Here is a 16,463-nt window from a genome sequence, read left to right as displayed (position 1 = left end):
ACTAAAAAATGGATAATGCCTGTTAGAAATTGGGGAATTATACTCAACCAATTTTTAGCTATATTTGAAAACAGGATTAAACTATAAATAATTTAACCCTGAAATTTTGAACTTACACACTTTTTAGGATAGTGTCTTTATATATTTAGTTTGCTTTATTCTTCTTCATCTGATGCTTTTTCATCTTCATCATCAATTAAATTATTTAACATATTATGTTGTTGTAATAAATTATACCATTGAATAACTTTCTTGATATCACTTGCATATACTCTATCTTCATCATAATCTGGTAAAACATTAAAGAAATACTCTTCTAGTTTATCTTTACTATCTTTAGCTTTTACTGTTGTTTGCGCTCCATTTTCTTTCTTTTTGATGTTCTCAAAAACTCGAACTAAAGGCACTTCTTCTGTTAATGTATAGATAGCAATTTCGCTTAACACACTTACATTGTTTTGTACACTAACGGAAATACGTTTATTATCTACTAAAGATTCTGCTACAAAACCGCCACGTGTTTGAGTTATTAATTTATATAACCCTGGTTTTCCTGAAATTGAAATAACTTTTTCTAAACTCATAAATGTTTTTTTGAAAGGCGCAAATATCAAATGTTTATTGATGTCTTGCAAATATTATCGTCTCTTTTTTTGGTCTGGAAAACGCATTTTGTAGTCTACATTTATTTTCCCTTTAGATATGTTGGTAAGTTTACTTTTTATTAATCGCTTTTTTAAACTAGAAAGTTTATCTGTAAATAAAACACCCTCAATATGATCGTATTCATGCTGAATGACTCTGGCTATTAAACCATCAAACGATTCTTTTTGAGATTCAAAGTTCTCATCAAGGTATTCCATAGTAATGTTTGGTTTTCTAAACACATCTTCGCGAACATCAGGGATACTTAAACACCCTTCATTAAAAGCCCATTCATCGCCTTCTTCCTTAATAATTTTTGCATTAATAAATACACGCTTAAAGCCACTTAAAGCCTCTGCTTCTTCTTTTGTTAAACCTTCATCTTCAGAAAAAGGTGTTGTATCAACCAAAAATAACCGAATAGGTAAACCAATTTGAGGGGCTGCAAGACCAACTCCATAAGCATTATACATCGTCTCGAACATGTTTTCTAAAAGGGTATCGAAACTAAGATAATCTTTCGCTATTTCTTTCGCTTTCTTCTTTAAAACTGGGTCTCCGTAAGCTATAATTGGTAAAATCATTCTGTGTAATATTAATATTTACAAAAATACAATACTTATACGTTATGCATCGTATTTAACAAAAAATTATTCTTTTAGAAATTTAGAGTCTATTTAAGAATTTGTGATTGGAATTTTTATAGGCTGTTTTAATACAGTATGAGGTAATGTTTTTAAACATAGCAGCAGTTATTACGGTTCAAAATTTTAACGAAATAATGCTGAAAAAGAGGCATAAAAAAATAATTGACGAAATCTTTAATAGACGCCTCTTATTTTGAATACAGATAACTCTGTAAAATAAGTGTTGCACTAATTTCATCCACAAGCGCTTTATTTTTTCTTTGATTCTTTTTTAAGCCACTATCAATCATGGTTTGGAATGCCATTTTTGATGTAAAACGTTCATCAACACGTTTAACAGGAATATTTGGGAGCGCTTTTTCTAGCTTAGCAATAAAAGACAGAATATGCACTTCACTTTCAGAGGCAGAATTATCCATTTGCTTTGGTTCCCCAACTAGGAATAATTCAACAGATTCTTTTGAGGTATAATCTTTTAAAAAAATAAGCAAATCTTTAGTATTAACTGTGGTAAGACCAGAAGCTATAATTTGCAACTCATCGGTTACAGCTATACCTGTCCTTTTTGTACCAAAATCAATCGCTAGAATTCTTGCCATATTATCTTTTTTTGCAAAAGTAGTAAACAATCTTTTAAGATTTTTTTTTTAGTTTACCGATTACTCGGTAATGACAGTTTAAAGGAAAATCTTGAGAAAAAAATTACTTCTCATGTAAAACAAGAAAGGCTATCCTAAATGGACAGCCTTTCTCGATAGTTAACCTTAATTATTAATACTTGAACATTATTTTTTAAGCTCTTGTAGCTTTATAATTTTCTTGAAATACTAAATTGAAGTTGCTAACATTTCTTTTGCGGTTTAAATAAACTCTAATATCACTAGAACTACGAGCGATTGTTGCATTTACTTTAGCAGCATCAATTAATAATGAATCATTTTTAATAGTATTAACCTCTGCAGTTACAGAAATAATTTCATCTTCGTTAGAAACAGAAATTGTTTTATTAGATTCAATCTCTACGACTACAGAAGAACTTTGAGCGTTTCCGAAAGAGACAGTAAGTAATAAGATTAATAATATGTAAAAATTTGTTTTCATGTGTTTATTATTGTTTGATGGTTCAAATATATATCCAGATGGTATCTAATGAACAAAAAATTAGTTGTATAACCTTGTATTTTCGATAACTAGAGCAGCTACAAATTTTTATCGACGAATAGTTAAAGTGCGTATTTTATCGCTTAAATACACGTTTTCCTGCACTTCATCATGAATAGTCTCAGTTGAAAGGTTAAAATGCATATTTCTATCCTTTAAAAACCACCAATAAATTGAATATTCCTTAGAGAATTCAAGTTATTATTATGGCTATTTCAATGTCTTTTTAAATGATAGCTATTATATTTGCCAAAAAACATAATAGTAATGACTGAACTACAACAAATCATAGAGAAAGCTTGGGATAATAGAGATCTTTTAAAACAAGAAAAGACAACCTCAGCAATAAGAAACGTAATAGATTTATTAGATAAAGGTGAATTGCGAGTTGCAGAACCAATTACTGGTGGATGGCAAGTAAACGAATGGGTTAAAAAAGCAGTTGTTTTATATTTCCCTATTCAGAAAATGGAAACTCTAGAGGCTGGTATTTTTGAATATCATGATAAAATCCCGTTAAAAAAGAACTTTGCTGAACGTGGAATCCGAGTAGTTCCTAATGCTGTAGCGCGCCATGGGGCTTATATTTCTGCTGGTACTATTTTAATGCCAAGTTATGTAAATATTGGTGCTTATGTAGATGAAGGGACTATGGTTGATACTTGGGCAACAGTTGGTAGTTGTGCACAGATTGGTAAAAATGTACATTTATCTGGTGGTGTTGGTATAGGTGGTGTTTTAGAACCTTTACAAGCTGCTCCAGTTATTATTGAAGACAATGCCTTTATTGGCAGCCGTTGTATAGTGGTAGAAGGTGTACGTGTAGAAACCGAGGCGGTTTTAGGTGCTGGTGTTATTTTAACCATGAGTACAAAAATTATTGATGTAACTGGCGATGAACCTGTTCAATATAAAGGTGTTGTTCCTGCAAGGTCTGTAGTTATACCTGGTAGTTATGCTAAAGAATTTCCTTCTGGAAGCTATAATGTACCTTGTGCATTGATTATTGGTAAGCGTAAAGAGAGTACAAATAAGAAAACATCTTTAAATGACGCCCTTCGTGAACATAGTGTAGCGGTTTAGTATGAATCGTGAATAGAAACTATAAAATAGGGTAACTTTTAATAGTTGCCCTTTTTTTTTTTAAATTTAGAAAATTAAATAATTTTATATTTTATCAATATTGAAACTAAACTAAAAACACATGAACAAATCAAAAACTAATATTCAAGTTGATGCTGTTATAACTTGGGTTGATGGTAATGATAAAAATTGGCAACAAAAAATTAATACCTATTCTGAAACTAAAATTAATTTCTCATCGGAAAAACACTTAAAACGCTATAATTCTATAGGAGAAATTAATATAGCAATTAAAGCAATTATTAAATTTGCTCCATTTTTTAAGAATATATTTTTAGTAACTGATAATCAAACTCCAGAATCTTTTGATTCACTTCAATTATTAGCTAAAAACCAGAATATTAATCTAGAAATCGTTGATCATAAAGTCATATTTAACGGTTTTCAAGAATATTTACCTTGTTTTAACTCCTGCTCAATTGGCTCAATGTTATTTAGAATTCCCAATTTATCAGAGCACTTTGTTATTTTTAATGATGACACCTTTATAATGAGAAATGTATCTGAAAATGAATTTTTCATTCATGGACAACCTATAATTAGAGGAGAATGGCAAAAGTTTAATGAGAATAAAAAATTTAGAACACTTTACAATAAAATCAAAACGTTTTTGGGCAAACCAAATAAAAAAGGAAATTATAGCTTTAAAAAATTACAACAAAACAGTGCTAAACTCGCTAATACCGAAAAATACATAAGACGGTTTCACACGCCTGTTTGTTTAAGAAAATCGACCCTTCATAACTTTTTTAAAGAAAACCCAACCCTTCTTGAAGAGAATATAAAACATAGATTTAGAAATAAGGATCAATTTATTATATCCTCATTATCCGAGCATTTAGAAATTAAAAAGAATACCTTCCATTTTAGAAAGAATGCACAATTAACTTATTTTAGAAATTACAAACAACTTTATTTAACAAAATTGAAATTAAAATGGTTCGAAAAAAATAAAAATAAAATTTTTATTACTTTTCAAAGTTTAGATATGGCCGACGACAGTAGTTTACAGTATATTTTAAACTGGATAGATAAACAGTTGGTTTTTAATTAATATCGAAAAAACTAATTTTTGAGCTACAAAGCTTATTTATTTACGCAACAAAAATTTAAAGCAAATTACACCTATTACAATTCCTCTAGATTAATGAATTACAAGTTTTTAATATACATCTCTTATAGCTACGCCATTCCTATTGGCATGCCTTTGGAAGCCGAAATATTAAAAATGGGGTATATTGTTAAATGGTTTGCAGACCAGCCCGATGGTAAATCAAATATCGCAGGAAAAAAAAATATTCTAAAAACAATCAAAGATGTTTTTGATTATTCGCCACAAATTATTTTAACTATAACAGATAGTGTACCAGATTTTTTTAACGCACTAAAAGTTCAAGTTTTTCATGGTTTTCATGCAGAAAAGCGTCCTACTAAAAACAATTCATTCGCACACTTTAGACTGCGAGGTTTTTTTGATTTATACTGTACGCAAGGACCTAACACAACAGAAAAGTTTCAAGAGCTTGCCCAAAAACATAAATATTTTGAAGTTATTGAAACAGGATGGAGCAAAGTAGACCCGTTGTTTCCAATAGCAAATAAAAAAATCACAAAAACTGTAATGATTGCTTCTACTTTTACTGAGCGCTTAAGTTTAGCTTATAACGATTTGGTTTTTAATGAAATAGAACGACTATCTAAGACAGGAAAATTAAATTTCATTATGGTATTACATCCAAAACTCCCAAAGCATATTATTAAAAAATGGAACACTTTAAATAATGATTATTTTACATATTACAACACGACTGATTTAATTCCTTTATTTCAAAAAGCTGACATTTTATTTGCTGATACAACTTCGGCAATTCAAGAGTTTTTAGTTCAAAAAAAACCAGTTGTAACATTTAATCATACGTTTAGTCATAATTACCTTATTGATATTCAAAATGCTATCCATATTGAGGATGCCTTTAAAAAAGCACTTTCTTATCCTGAAGAGTTATTAAACTTTATTAATGATTATCTTAAAGAACTACATCCCTATAATGATGGAAAATCAAGTAAACGCATTATAGAAGCATCTCTTTCGTATTTACATAAAGACAAAAGTCATTTAAAATCTAAACCATTAAATTTGATACGGAAATATAAAATCAGAAAAAAACTAAATTATTTCACTTTAAAAAGTTTTAATAAACCTTTTACAATTACAAAATCATAACAATGCAAAAGCTAACCGCTATCATTCCAACAGGAAACGAAATTCATAATATAGAAGCGGTTATTGCCTCTGTAGATTTTGCAGATGAAATATTAGTAGTTGATAGTTTGAGTACCGATGGCACCACAGAAAAAGCACAAGAATTAGGTGTCAAAGTTATTAAAAGAGCTTATGAATATTCAGCATCTCAAAAAAACTGGGCTATTCCGCAAGCAACACATGAATGGGTTTTACTTGTTGATGCCGACGAGCGCGTAACACTAGAACTAAAAACTGAAATTCTTGAAACTCTTAAAAATCCACCTGAAAATATTGTCGCTTTTTGGATAGGGCGTAACAATCATTTTATGGGCGAACGCGTAAATTATAGTGGCTGGAGACATGATGCTGTCATTAGATTATTTAAAAGAGACGCTTGTAAATATGAAGACAAACATGTGCATTCCGAAATAATTGCAAATGGTGATGTTGGCTACCTAAATAGTAAATTATATCATAACACCTATATTACCTTTGACCTATATATTGAGAAAATGAATCGCTACGCCTCTTGGCAAGCTAAAGATTACGATAAAAAAACAGGAACACTAACACCCTATCATTTTGTTATAAAACCCTTTTGGGGATTTTTTAAACATTATATATTACAAAGTGGTTTTCGTGATGGTGTTGTGGGTTTAACCATTGGCTACGTTCAAGGTTACGTGGTTTTTATGCGCTATGTAAAGCTTTGGCTATTGCGTAAAAACAGACACTAAATTAATTTTTCCAGAACTTTAGTTTATTTTTAAGTCGTTTCTTTCTATTGAATTTATATTGAAACTCTTGGGTAGCTTTCCACATTTGAGTAAAAACGTGATCGAAAGATTTGCCAGAAATTTTAGCATACTCATCACTCATAATTTCTACAATATGCTTATGAGGCGTTAAACGCTCAAAATTTTTAATTCTTTCATTAAAAGACAAAGGTTTAAAAATCATTCTGTTTAAATCAACCAAACTAAAATCATAACCATCACTTGTAATACTTATTAATGTATTTCCTGGAGAATGATCTAAAAACAAAACCTCTTTTTCATGAAGCTCATGTGTAAATCTAGTAAAGGCTCTTAAAAGATTTTCATGGTTTGGATAATCAGCATTATGAGACAGCTCTCTGAAGGTCAAATCATATTTTTGATGTTCACTCACATAATAACTACTTTTAAAAAAAAACACCGATGGAAATTCGTAAAAAGCGATAGGTTGTGGGGAACCTATTCCTAATTCCAAGAGTTTATTGGCATATTCAAAAGAGCGTTGCGCCTTGCTTTTTCTAAAAAAATTATATCCAATTTTATTCAGTAAATTAGGAACCTTAAAAGATTTGATATTAACTACAACGTCATTTAAGTTGAACAATTTGAGTTTGTTTCTTTTGTCTTTTATAGACTCACCCGATGTTCCAAACGATTCAATAAAACCATCAATTTCTGTTTCAAAATCCTTATATGACTTATGAAATACCTTTTTCATTTAGCAATATTACAAAGTTTTGAGCCATTCAAGAAAAACTAATACCAAATTTGTAAATAAAGTTCTCAACTTGTTATGAGAGTAACAATTCTGAAATAAAAAAAACACCATTTAAATAAAGTATAAATGTGATTATATGCAGATGAAAGCACATAAAATATTACGAAAAGCAAATACTTAAAACAACATTTAATATTATTGAAATAATTGATTAACCTACCTCAAAATCATTTAAATAAATAGCTCCAGCCATTTTAAAAGGTGTGGACTATGTTGTAAATTTGCAAAACGAAAAAGCATATGTAAAACCATCGTCAATAATTAAGTTAATTAACTATGGTAATGCTTAAATAATAAGAGCATAAAACCTCAAATATCATCAATGAACTACAAAGAAGCATTACAACATCCCCTATTCAAAATTATTTCAAAATCTGCTAAAGAGCTAGGTTTAGACAGTTATGTTATTGGCGGATTTGTACGTGATTTTATTTTGAAGCGTGGTGATGCTAAAGATATTGATATAGTTGCTATTGGAGATGGTATAAAACTAGCAAAACAAGTTGCAAAACAGCTTCCTAATAAACCTAAAGTCCAGGTATTTAAAACTTACGGCACCGCCATGTTAAGGTATGGTGATATTGAAATTGAATTTGTAGGAGCCAGAAAAGAATCTTACACACAAGATAGCAGAAATCCATCTGTTGAAAATGGCACTTTGGAAGATGACCAAAAACGTAGAGATTTTACTATTAACGCGCTTGCCTTAAACTTAAGCGAAGCTAACTTTGGTGATATTCTAGACCCTTTTAATGGTATTGAAGATTTACAGAATAAAATAATTAAAACACCATTAAATCCAGATATAACTTACAGTGACGACCCATTACGTATGTTACGCGCCATAAGATTTGCTTCACAACTAGATTTTACAATTGAAAAAAAATCTCTTGAAGCCATATCAAACAATAGCCACAGGATTAAGATAATTACAAACGAACGTATTGTAACGGAACTACACAAAATTCTTGAAAGTAAAAAACCATCTAAAGGTTTTTTGTTATTAGAAAAAACAGGTTTACTAGATTATATACTTCCCGAATTAACGGCTTTAAAAGGTATTGATGAGATTGAAGGACAACGCCATAAAGATAATTTTTACCATACACTTGAAGTGGTTGATAATATAGCCTTAAACACAAATAACCTCTGGCTTCGTTGGGCAGCTTTACTGCACGATATTGGGAAAGCACCAACGAAAAAATTTAGCAAAAAAGTAGGTTGGACATTTCATGGGCACGAATTTGAAGGCTCTAAAATGGTCTACAGACTATTTAAAAGATTAAAAATGCCATTAAATGACAAGATGAAGTTTGTTCAAAAAATGGTATTTATGAGCTCTCGCCCTATTGTTTTGGCTGATGATATGGCTACAGACTCTGCAGTAAGACGTTTAGTTTTTGATGCTGGAGATTATGTTGATGATTTAATGACTTTATGTGAAGCAGATATAACCACCAAGAATCCTAAAAAATTCAATAAGTACCATAATAACTTTAAAATTGTTAGAGATAAAATTATTGAAGTTGAAGAACGAGATCATATCAGAAATTTTCAACCTCCAATCTCTGGTGAAGAAATCATGACTGCTTTTAATTTAAAACCATCTCGTGAAATAGGTATTATAAAAGAGGCTATAAAAGAAGCTATTCTAGAAGGCGATATTCCAAATGAATATGAAGCCGCATATAAATTGATGTTAGAAAAAGGAAAAAAATTAGGCTTAAAAAATGAAAAAGGATAACAAAAAAGTAATTTACTGGCTTTTAACAGGGTGTTTTTTAATATTTATTATGGTAGTTGTTGGAGGTATAACCAGACTAACACATTCTGGTTTATCTATCTCCAATTACAAATTAATTTCAGGAACCATTCCTCCTATGAATGAAGTTGAATGGGAGAGCGCTTTTGATTTGTATAAAAAATACCCTGAATACCAAAAACTAAACAACCAATTTACACTTCAAGACTTTAAAGATATCTATTTCTGGGAGTGGTTCCATAGAGTTATTGGTCGGTTTATAGGTATTGTATTTTTACTCCCTTTTATTTACTTTTTAATTACAAAACAACTTACAAAACCTACCTTAAAAAAAGCAACATTACTCTTGTGCTTAGGCGCTTTTCAAGGTTTTTTAGGCTGGTATATGGTTAAAAGCGGTTTAGTTGATAATCCAGATGTTAGCCATTACAGGTTAGCCGCACATTTAACTACTGCATTTATAACTTTTGCCTATACCTTTTGGGTGGCTCTGGATTTAATATTCCCTAATAAGAAAGAAATCCATAAGCCCTTTAAGAATTTAATACTTTGGGGGCTCGCCGTATTACTAATTCAAATTATTTATGGGGCTTTTGTAGCAGGTTTAGATGCTGGATGGATTCACAATCATTGGCCAATGATGAACGAAGGTAAATTTATGCACGAAACGGTTTATACAGAACAAATTCCAACCTATAGAAACTTCATCGAAGGAAAAAGTGGTGTTCAATTTGTTCATAGAATTTTAGCTTTTATAGTTGTTGGTTTCATTATATCAATCTACATAAAATCTAAAAAATTAAAACTAACAACATATCAATCAAAAGGTATAAATGCGCTTTTAATTATAGTTGGTATTCAGTTTTTACTCGGCGTATTTACAATATTGCTTCAAGTTCCGGTATGGTTAGGAGTAGCCCATCAAGTAGGCGCATTTTTCTTATTGAGCGCTATGACATTTACCCTACATCGATTTTCAAAATAAATTAAAAAAAAGCTACCTTTGTAGCATAATTAATCACTAATGGTTTATAGGTTTAGAGTTATTTTAGATAATGATACAGAAGAAGATATCTTTCGCGATTTAGAAATTCGTGAAACAGATACTCTGGAAGATTTACATAATATTATTACACAATCTTTTGGGTTTGATGGTACAGAAATGGCATCATTTTATTTAAGTAATGATATCTGGGAGCAAGGTGAAGAAATTTCATTATTTGATTTAAGTGAAGATGCCTCTGCACGACTTATGAATGAAACATCTTTAGATAGTGTTGTTCATGAAGCTCAAACCAAACTTATATATGTTTATGACTTTATGAGCATGTGGACATTTTATGTTGAATTGGCTGAAATTGTTGATGAAACAGATGGTAATGATTACCCTAACCTCATGTTTGTTCAAGGTCAAGTTCCAGATACGGCTCCAGAAAAAGTGTTTCAAGCTGATGAAGACGAAGATTATAACGAATTTGAAGACGGAATAGACGTAGATGACTACGAAGACCTAGATTTTAACGAAAACTGGAATTAACCACAATTAGCCCCTTATATTTGCTAAGTTAACATTTTCATAATTTCGAGTTAAAAAATCTAAAGAATACTTTAAAATCTCTCCCATATTTTTGCTCTTTTTAAAATTAATATCATGGGTATAATCAAAAATGGTCATTTTCAAAGTTTCTATATTTTCCTTTGTTGAAATCTCATCTGATATCATACATTCAATCAGTTTTTTAGATCTAATATTAGAACTCTTCAATCGTTTTACTAATATTGAACGCTCTTCTGTTTTGTATTGATCAATGGACAGTTTTTGAATACTTTTTGCAACCAATTCAACCATTTCAAAATTCTCTTTAAAAAATTGTGGTCTGTAAATATTAAATTTACCTTCATAAGACTGCTGATCAAAATCTATAGCTCTTATTTTATAAACCACTTTATCAAAATCATGGGTGGGTACAATAACATAATTATAAGAACGCATATCTCCTAATAGTCTAATCATGCACCTTTCATTAAATTTAACAAACTCTTTGGCTATTTGAGATTTTTCAGACTTACTACAATTAGGTAATATGTTTTTAATAAATTCATCTCCCGGAATACCAACTATGTGCTCTTCTATTAAAGTGTTTTCATGTACTAAAAAATTTAAATTGTTTGGAGATAACATATGCTCTAATTCTAATCCGTAAACGCGAGAAGCATCTGCAGTTTTAACATAGAAATAAGTCGAGTTATCATTTAAAACATTTCTTATCTTTATTCTAAAGGGCTTTGAATTTCCAAAAGTGCAAAAATCAATATTATCAACATTTAAAAAGGGTAAAATATTTTCATTTCCATCAGAGTGAAATATAGTATATACTTTTTTTAAAGCGGATTCTATTTCCTGTCTTTCAAATTCATTATAATAAACTCGAATCCAAAGTGTATCAATATCATCTTTATCATAAACGACTATAGACCCTTGAAAACGTAGTAAATCATCGTAAAAAATAGGGATTTTCACATTTCTGTTATACTTTGAAAGATAACCGTGTAACTTTGGTGTAATTGGAAATGACGGCTTTTTTTTTGAAATTTTTAAATCTTGCATAAATAAAAGGAATTAATCAAATTTAAGGTTTTTATTATTAGTTTGTAACAAAAATTGATGCGTATCGTCATACTTAAACAACTAACCATTGCTAACATCTTCAGTTAGTATAAAAAATATGTAGTTTGGAATCTATTCTTACAATTAACAACCTTACAAAAAAATTTGGGTATTTAACAGCAGTTAAAAATTTATCCTTTACTATAAAAAAGGGTAATGTTTATGGTCTTTTAGGACCTAATGGCAGTGGAAAATCAACAACTTTAGGTATTGTTTTAAATGTTGTTAATAAAACCGAAGGAGATTTTCATTGGTTTGATGGGAATACTACAACTCATGATGCTTTAAAAAAAGTAGGTGCTATTATTGAGCGCCCAAACTTTTATCCGTACATGACAGCTTATCAAAATTTAAAGCTTGTTTGTAAGATTAAAGGTGTTGATTTTAGTAAAATTGATGAGAAGCTAGAGATTGTTGGACTTATAGAACGTAAAGACAGTAAATTTAAAACCTACTCGTTAGGCATGAAACAACGTCTGGCCATTGCTTCTGCCCTATTAAACGATCCGGAAATATTAATTCTTGATGAACCAACTAATGGATTAGATCCGCAGGGTATTCATCAAATTAGAAAAATAATAAAACAAATTGCAGCTAAAGGCACTACTATTCTATTAGCATCTCATTTACTTGATGAAGTTGAAAAGGTATGCTCTCATGTGGTTGTGCTTCGTAAAGGTGTAAAATTGTATTCCGGCAGAGTTGATGAAATGATTTCTAGTCATGGTTTTTTTGAACTTAAGTGTAATAATGAAACGGAGTTAGTTAACATTTTAGAGAACAATAAATCATTTGGAAAAATAAAAGTTCTAAATCATTTGGTGACTGCATTTTTAAATGAACCCATGAAATCTGAAGATTTCAATAAATATCTTTTTGAACAGGGCATTATTTTAACTCATTTAGTGCAACGGAAAGAAAGTCTAGAAGAACAATTTTTACAATTAACTGACAACAAGCAAAACTAATTAGAATGTTAAGACTTTTAAATTTAGAATTACAAAAACTATTACTTAATAAAACAAGTAAAATACTCATATTTGTATCGTTTGTTTTACCATTCTTCGTCATATTACTTTCATCTTTAAAAATTAATGTCTTTGGTTTTTTTACATTAGAATTGGGAGAACTTGGCGTTTTTAATTTTCCTGTTATATGGCATTTAACCACATTTTTTTCATCACAATTCAAATTCTTTTTTGCCATAGTAGTAGTAAGCATGATTGGTAATGAGTATAGTAATAAAACCATAAAACAAAATCTTATTGACGGTTTAAGCAAAAAAGAATTTATACTCTCTAAGTTTTACACCATTGTATTTTTCTCATTGATTTCAACCATTCTTATTGGACTAATTTCTTTATGCATTGGTTTATACTATTCTAGCTATAATGAAGCGTCTATAATATTTAGAGGCGTTGAATTTCTTATGGCCTACTTTATAAAATTAATTGGCTTTTTTAGTTTATGTTTATTTTTTGGTATGCTGGTAAAACGTTCTGCATTTGCATTAGCCTTTCTATTTATATTATATATTATAGAATGGATACTATTTGGTTTAATAGCATGGCAATCTGATTTAACTTTAGCTGAAAAAATTCAAAATTTCTTCCCACTTAAATCCATGTATAAATTGATTGACCAACCATTTCAACGAATTGCTATGACGAAATTCCCTGATACAGCAGAATTGGCTTATGATTATGGAGTGCATGGGTTTGAAATTCTTATTGTTTTATGTTGGACCACCCTATTCATCTTTTTATCGTTTAGATTATTAAGAAAGCGCGATTTATGATATCTTTGGTTGCTATTGCTACTGAAAAATGAAAAAGACAGTATTATTCGTAATTCTTAGCCTATATGGACTATTTATTTATGGCCAAAATGAAGCCTCAAATTGGTATTTTGGTTATAACGCTGCAATAGCATTTGATCTTAATGATAATTCAATCACTAAAAAAAATGATGGTCAATTAAATACTATTGAAGGTTGCTCGTCAATTTCTGATAATAATGGCGATTTGTTATTCTATACAGATGGCATAACCATATGGAACAGAAATCATGATGTGATGACAAACGGAAATGTCCTTTTTGGAGATCCATCAAGTTCACAATCTGCTATCATTGTTCCAAAACCTAATACACCAAATATCTACTACATATTTACAGCAGACGACCATAATCGTAATGAAATTCATTATGGATTAAACTATTCTGAAATAGATATGACATTAAGTGGCGGTTTAGGCGCTGTAACCAATAAGAATATAAATTTACTACCTGACTGTTCTGAAAAATTATCAGCAGTATTAAAAGATTGTTTCACAAAATCTATATGGGTATTAACATTTGCTTCAGAAAATGGAACATTAGAAGAGCATAATACCTTTCACGCTTTCGAGGTTAGTAATCTTGGAGTAAATCCTAATTCGGTAAAATCTGTATTTCCTATTAATATTACCGATTATAGAGGTTATTTAAAACTATCTCCTAATGGAAAAAAATTAGCTTCAGCAAACGCATCAGCAGGTACTAGACAAAATATTATTAATACCGAAGATCGCTTGTTTGTTTATGATTTTGATTCGGCATCTGGAGAAGTAAGCAATGCTACAAAATTAGTATTTAATGCCCCTAACAATACACCGTACGGTTTAGAATTTTCACCAAATAGTAACCTTTTATATGTGCATGCATCAAATGATTTTTTTGATTTTGAAAATCCAAGCAATTCTGAAAACCCTCAAAATCATACCTCAACACTTTCTCAATTTAATTTAACGGTTCCCGACATACAAAATTCTCAAGTAGTTTTAGATTCAAGAAACCTTTATAGAGGTGCTTTACAATTAGGACCTGACGGAAAAATTTACAGAGCATTAAGTGCTACTTATAATACAGGGTTACCTTATCTTGGTGTTATAGAAAACCCAAATATTGTTGGAACAGGAAGTAATTACAGACATAACGCCATAGACTTATCGCCATTTAATTCCTCTCAAGGACTCCCCCCTTTTTTAGTATCGTTTTTTGATACCACAATTGATATTATAAAAAACGATAAGAGTTCTGTTAATTTAACAATTTGTGATGGTAGCTCATACGTTTTAGCTTCTGAAGATATACCTGGAGCTAATTATGCTTGGACATTAGATGGCATGCCGTTAGCTGAATCTGATTTTGATTTAGAAGTTTTTGAAAGTGGCCATTATGAAGTGTTTATTGAACTAATTAGTGGAGATTGTCCCTTAGAAGGTCAGGCTTTTGTTAACTTCACACCAAACCCAGATGCTTTTGATTATACCCTAATTCAATGTGATGAAGACGGCGTATTTGATGGCTTAACAACTTTTAATCTCAACCAAGCTAATGAGGCGCTAACAGGAAGTATTCGAAACAGATTAACTAAATTTTATACAGATCCAGCAAGAACACTAGAAATTGATGGAAACGCTTTTACCAATAATATTAATCCACAAATTATTTACGTAGACGTTATAAATAATGAAACAGGTTGTATCAGTTTTTCTGAATTAACTCTTGATGTTACTTTAACAGATTCTAATAATGCATTTTTAAACACCTGTGATGATGATGGTATTGAAGATGGATTTCACACCTTTAACCTAAATGATGCTGAAGCTGATATTCTAGAGGGTCTCCCTTTAGGCTTAAATGTTGTTTATTATAAAAGTTATAATGATGCCCTTTTAGAAGAAAACAATTTAAATACAACATACACAAATAAGACACCTTACAGTGAGACACTATATGCCCGTGTTGAAAATATTAATATTTGCTATGGTATTAGTGAATTGTTTCTTAATGTATTCGAACTACCAGATGTAATTATTGAAGATGTAGAATATTACTGCTTAAATAGTTTCCCTACTACCATACCTATAGATGCTGGAGATTTAGATGGCTCTATTAGCGATTACTCCTATAGCTGGTCTACAGGTGAAAACACATACCAAATTAATATAAATACGCCGGGAGACTATAAAGTTACTGTTATAAATGCCAATGGTTGTTCTAAAGATAGAACCGTTACTGTTGAAACTTCAAATATTGCCACTTTTGAAATGCCTCCGTTTGATGTTAAGGATCTCTCGCAAAATAATTCCATAACCGTTTTCGTTACAGGAGAAGGCATCTATCAATACAGATTAGCTGATGAAAATAATAACACATTACAGCCGTATCAAGATAGTAATATATTCGAAAATATATTTCCTGGTATTTACACCGTTTATGTTCAAGATATAAAAAACAATTGTGGTGTAGTTGATAAAGCTGTTTCTGTTATTGGATTTCCTAAATTTTTTACGCCTAATGATGATGGGGTAAACGATACTTGGAAATTATATGGTGTGTCTAATATGTTTCAACCTAATACCAAAATTCAAATTTTCAACCGATTTGGTAAATTATTAAAACAAATATCACCCTTAGGTGAAGGTTTTAGTGGTATCATAAACGGAGCAAAATTACCTACAGATGATTATTGGTTTTCTGTTAAATTACAAGATGGAAGAGTTTTTAAAGGGCATTTTGCTTTAATTAACTAACTATATATACGAAAAAACTAATTTAAATGCATTTTATCCTGTTTTTTTTGCATTTCATCTG

At 30.3% G+C, this 16,463-nt stretch carries 16 protein-coding genes; 10 read left to right on the top strand and 6 right to left on the bottom strand.

Annotation, left to right across the window (positions count from 1 at the left end; all coding sequences use genetic code 11):
• Nucleotides 1-155: 155 nt before the first annotated feature.
• The 4 genes from P8K68_RS10950 to P8K68_RS10935 all read right to left on the bottom strand — a co-directional run bounded on the left by P8K68_RS10950 (nt 156) and on the right by P8K68_RS10935 (nt 2,393).
• Entirely contained in the window at nt 156-584 is a 429-nt protein-coding gene (locus P8K68_RS10950; protein ID WP_300250770.1) for a DUF5606 domain-containing protein, read from the bottom strand.
• Nucleotides 585-638: 54 nt separating this feature from the next.
• Complete coding sequence (def, locus tag P8K68_RS10945) at nt 639-1,229, bottom strand: peptide deformylase (protein ID WP_300250767.1); 591 nt, start codon at nt 1,227-1,229, stop codon at nt 639-641.
• 251 nt (nt 1,230-1,480) lie between these two features.
• Nucleotides 1,481-1,891 carry a Holliday junction resolvase RuvX gene (gene ruvX / locus P8K68_RS10940; protein WP_300250764.1) on the bottom strand — a complete coding sequence of 137 codons (411 nt, stop codon included), beginning with the start codon at nt 1,889-1,891 and terminating at the stop codon, nt 1,481-1,483.
• Nucleotides 1,892-2,084: 193 nt separating this feature from the next.
• Entirely contained in the window at nt 2,085-2,393 is a 309-nt protein-coding gene (locus P8K68_RS10935; RefSeq protein WP_300250761.1) for a hypothetical protein, read from the bottom strand.
• A gap of 327 nt (nt 2,394-2,720) precedes the next feature.
• Between P8K68_RS10935 and P8K68_RS10930 the strand changes: the two genes are divergently transcribed.
• The 4 genes from P8K68_RS10930 (at nt 2,721) to P8K68_RS10915 (ending at nt 6,578) form a co-directional block, all read left to right on the top strand.
• A complete protein-coding gene (locus tag P8K68_RS10930; RefSeq protein ID WP_300250758.1) occupies nt 2,721-3,536 on the top strand; it encodes a 2,3,4,5-tetrahydropyridine-2,6-dicarboxylate N-succinyltransferase in 816 nt (271 codons plus the stop codon).
• A gap of 121 nt (nt 3,537-3,657) precedes the next feature.
• Complete coding sequence (locus P8K68_RS10925; protein ID WP_300250756.1) at nt 3,658-4,650, top strand: Stealth CR1 domain-containing protein; 993 nt, start codon at nt 3,658-3,660, stop codon at nt 4,648-4,650.
• 18 nt (nt 4,651-4,668) lie between these two features.
• Nucleotides 4,669-5,820, top strand: coding sequence for a CDP-glycerol glycerophosphotransferase (locus tag P8K68_RS10920; protein ID WP_366143747.1), 1,152 nt, complete (start codon nt 4,669-4,671; stop codon nt 5,818-5,820).
• Nucleotides 5,821-5,822: 2 nt separating this feature from the next.
• Nucleotides 5,823-6,578: a glycosyltransferase family 2 protein gene (locus tag P8K68_RS10915; protein WP_300250753.1), complete on the top strand. Its 756-nt coding sequence runs from the start codon at nt 5,823-5,825 to the stop codon at nt 6,576-6,578.
• Between the two features lies 1 nt (nt 6,579).
• On the opposite strand, the gene P8K68_RS10910 is transcribed toward P8K68_RS10915, so the two are convergent.
• The gene (locus tag P8K68_RS10910) at nt 6,580-7,335 is read right to left on the bottom strand and encodes a Kdo domain containing protein (RefSeq protein ID WP_300250750.1); all 756 of its coding nucleotides are present in this window, start codon (nt 7,333-7,335) and stop codon (nt 6,580-6,582) included.
• A 382-nt stretch (nt 7,336-7,717) separates the two neighbouring features.
• Between P8K68_RS10910 and P8K68_RS10900 the strand changes: the two genes are divergently transcribed.
• Genes P8K68_RS10900 through P8K68_RS10890 form a run of 3 tightly spaced genes read left to right on the top strand, consistent with a single transcriptional unit; the run spans nt 7,718 to nt 10,694 of the window.
• Entirely contained in the window at nt 7,718-9,139 is a 1,422-nt protein-coding gene (locus P8K68_RS10900) for an HD domain-containing protein (RefSeq protein WP_300250747.1), read from the top strand.
• Complete coding sequence (locus P8K68_RS10895; protein ID WP_300250745.1) at nt 9,126-10,142, top strand: COX15/CtaA family protein; 1,017 nt, start codon at nt 9,126-9,128, stop codon at nt 10,140-10,142. The genes P8K68_RS10900 and P8K68_RS10895 overlap by 14 nt, the downstream gene beginning before the upstream one ends.
• A gap of 39 nt (nt 10,143-10,181) precedes the next feature.
• Nucleotides 10,182-10,694 carry a hypothetical protein gene (locus tag P8K68_RS10890; RefSeq protein ID WP_300250743.1) on the top strand — a complete coding sequence of 171 codons (513 nt, stop codon included), beginning with the start codon at nt 10,182-10,184 and terminating at the stop codon, nt 10,692-10,694.
• A 6-nt stretch (nt 10,695-10,700) separates the two neighbouring features.
• Here the strand turns inward: P8K68_RS10890 and P8K68_RS10885 are convergent, their stop codons facing one another.
• Nucleotides 10,701-11,765: a hypothetical protein gene (locus tag P8K68_RS10885; protein WP_300250740.1), complete on the bottom strand. Its 1,065-nt coding sequence runs from the start codon at nt 11,763-11,765 to the stop codon at nt 10,701-10,703.
• A 125-nt stretch (nt 11,766-11,890) separates the two neighbouring features.
• Here P8K68_RS10885 and P8K68_RS10880 point away from each other — a divergent pair, with 125 nt between their 5' ends.
• The 3 genes from P8K68_RS10880 to P8K68_RS10870 are packed head-to-tail and all read left to right on the top strand — an operon-like array spanning nt 11,891 to nt 16,402.
• A complete protein-coding gene (locus P8K68_RS10880) occupies nt 11,891-12,793 on the top strand; it encodes an ABC transporter ATP-binding protein (protein ID WP_300250737.1) in 903 nt (300 codons plus the stop codon).
• Between the two features lie 5 nt (nt 12,794-12,798).
• Nucleotides 12,799-13,623 (top strand): ABC transporter permease subunit, encoded by an 825-nt coding sequence (locus tag P8K68_RS10875; RefSeq protein ID WP_300250734.1) that lies wholly within the window; start codon nt 12,799-12,801, stop codon nt 13,621-13,623.
• 28 nt (nt 13,624-13,651) lie between these two features.
• Complete coding sequence (locus P8K68_RS10870; protein ID WP_300250731.1) at nt 13,652-16,402, top strand: T9SS type B sorting domain-containing protein; 2,751 nt, start codon at nt 13,652-13,654, stop codon at nt 16,400-16,402.
• The last annotated feature ends 61 nt before the right edge of the window (nt 16,403-16,463 follow it).

Source organism: Algibacter sp. (genome assembly GCF_029245835.1).
Taxonomy (GTDB): domain Bacteria; phylum Bacteroidota; class Bacteroidia; order Flavobacteriales; family Flavobacteriaceae; genus Algibacter_B.
Note: the sequence above shows the minus strand (reverse complement) of the source record. Positions and strands in the feature narration are given on the sequence as shown.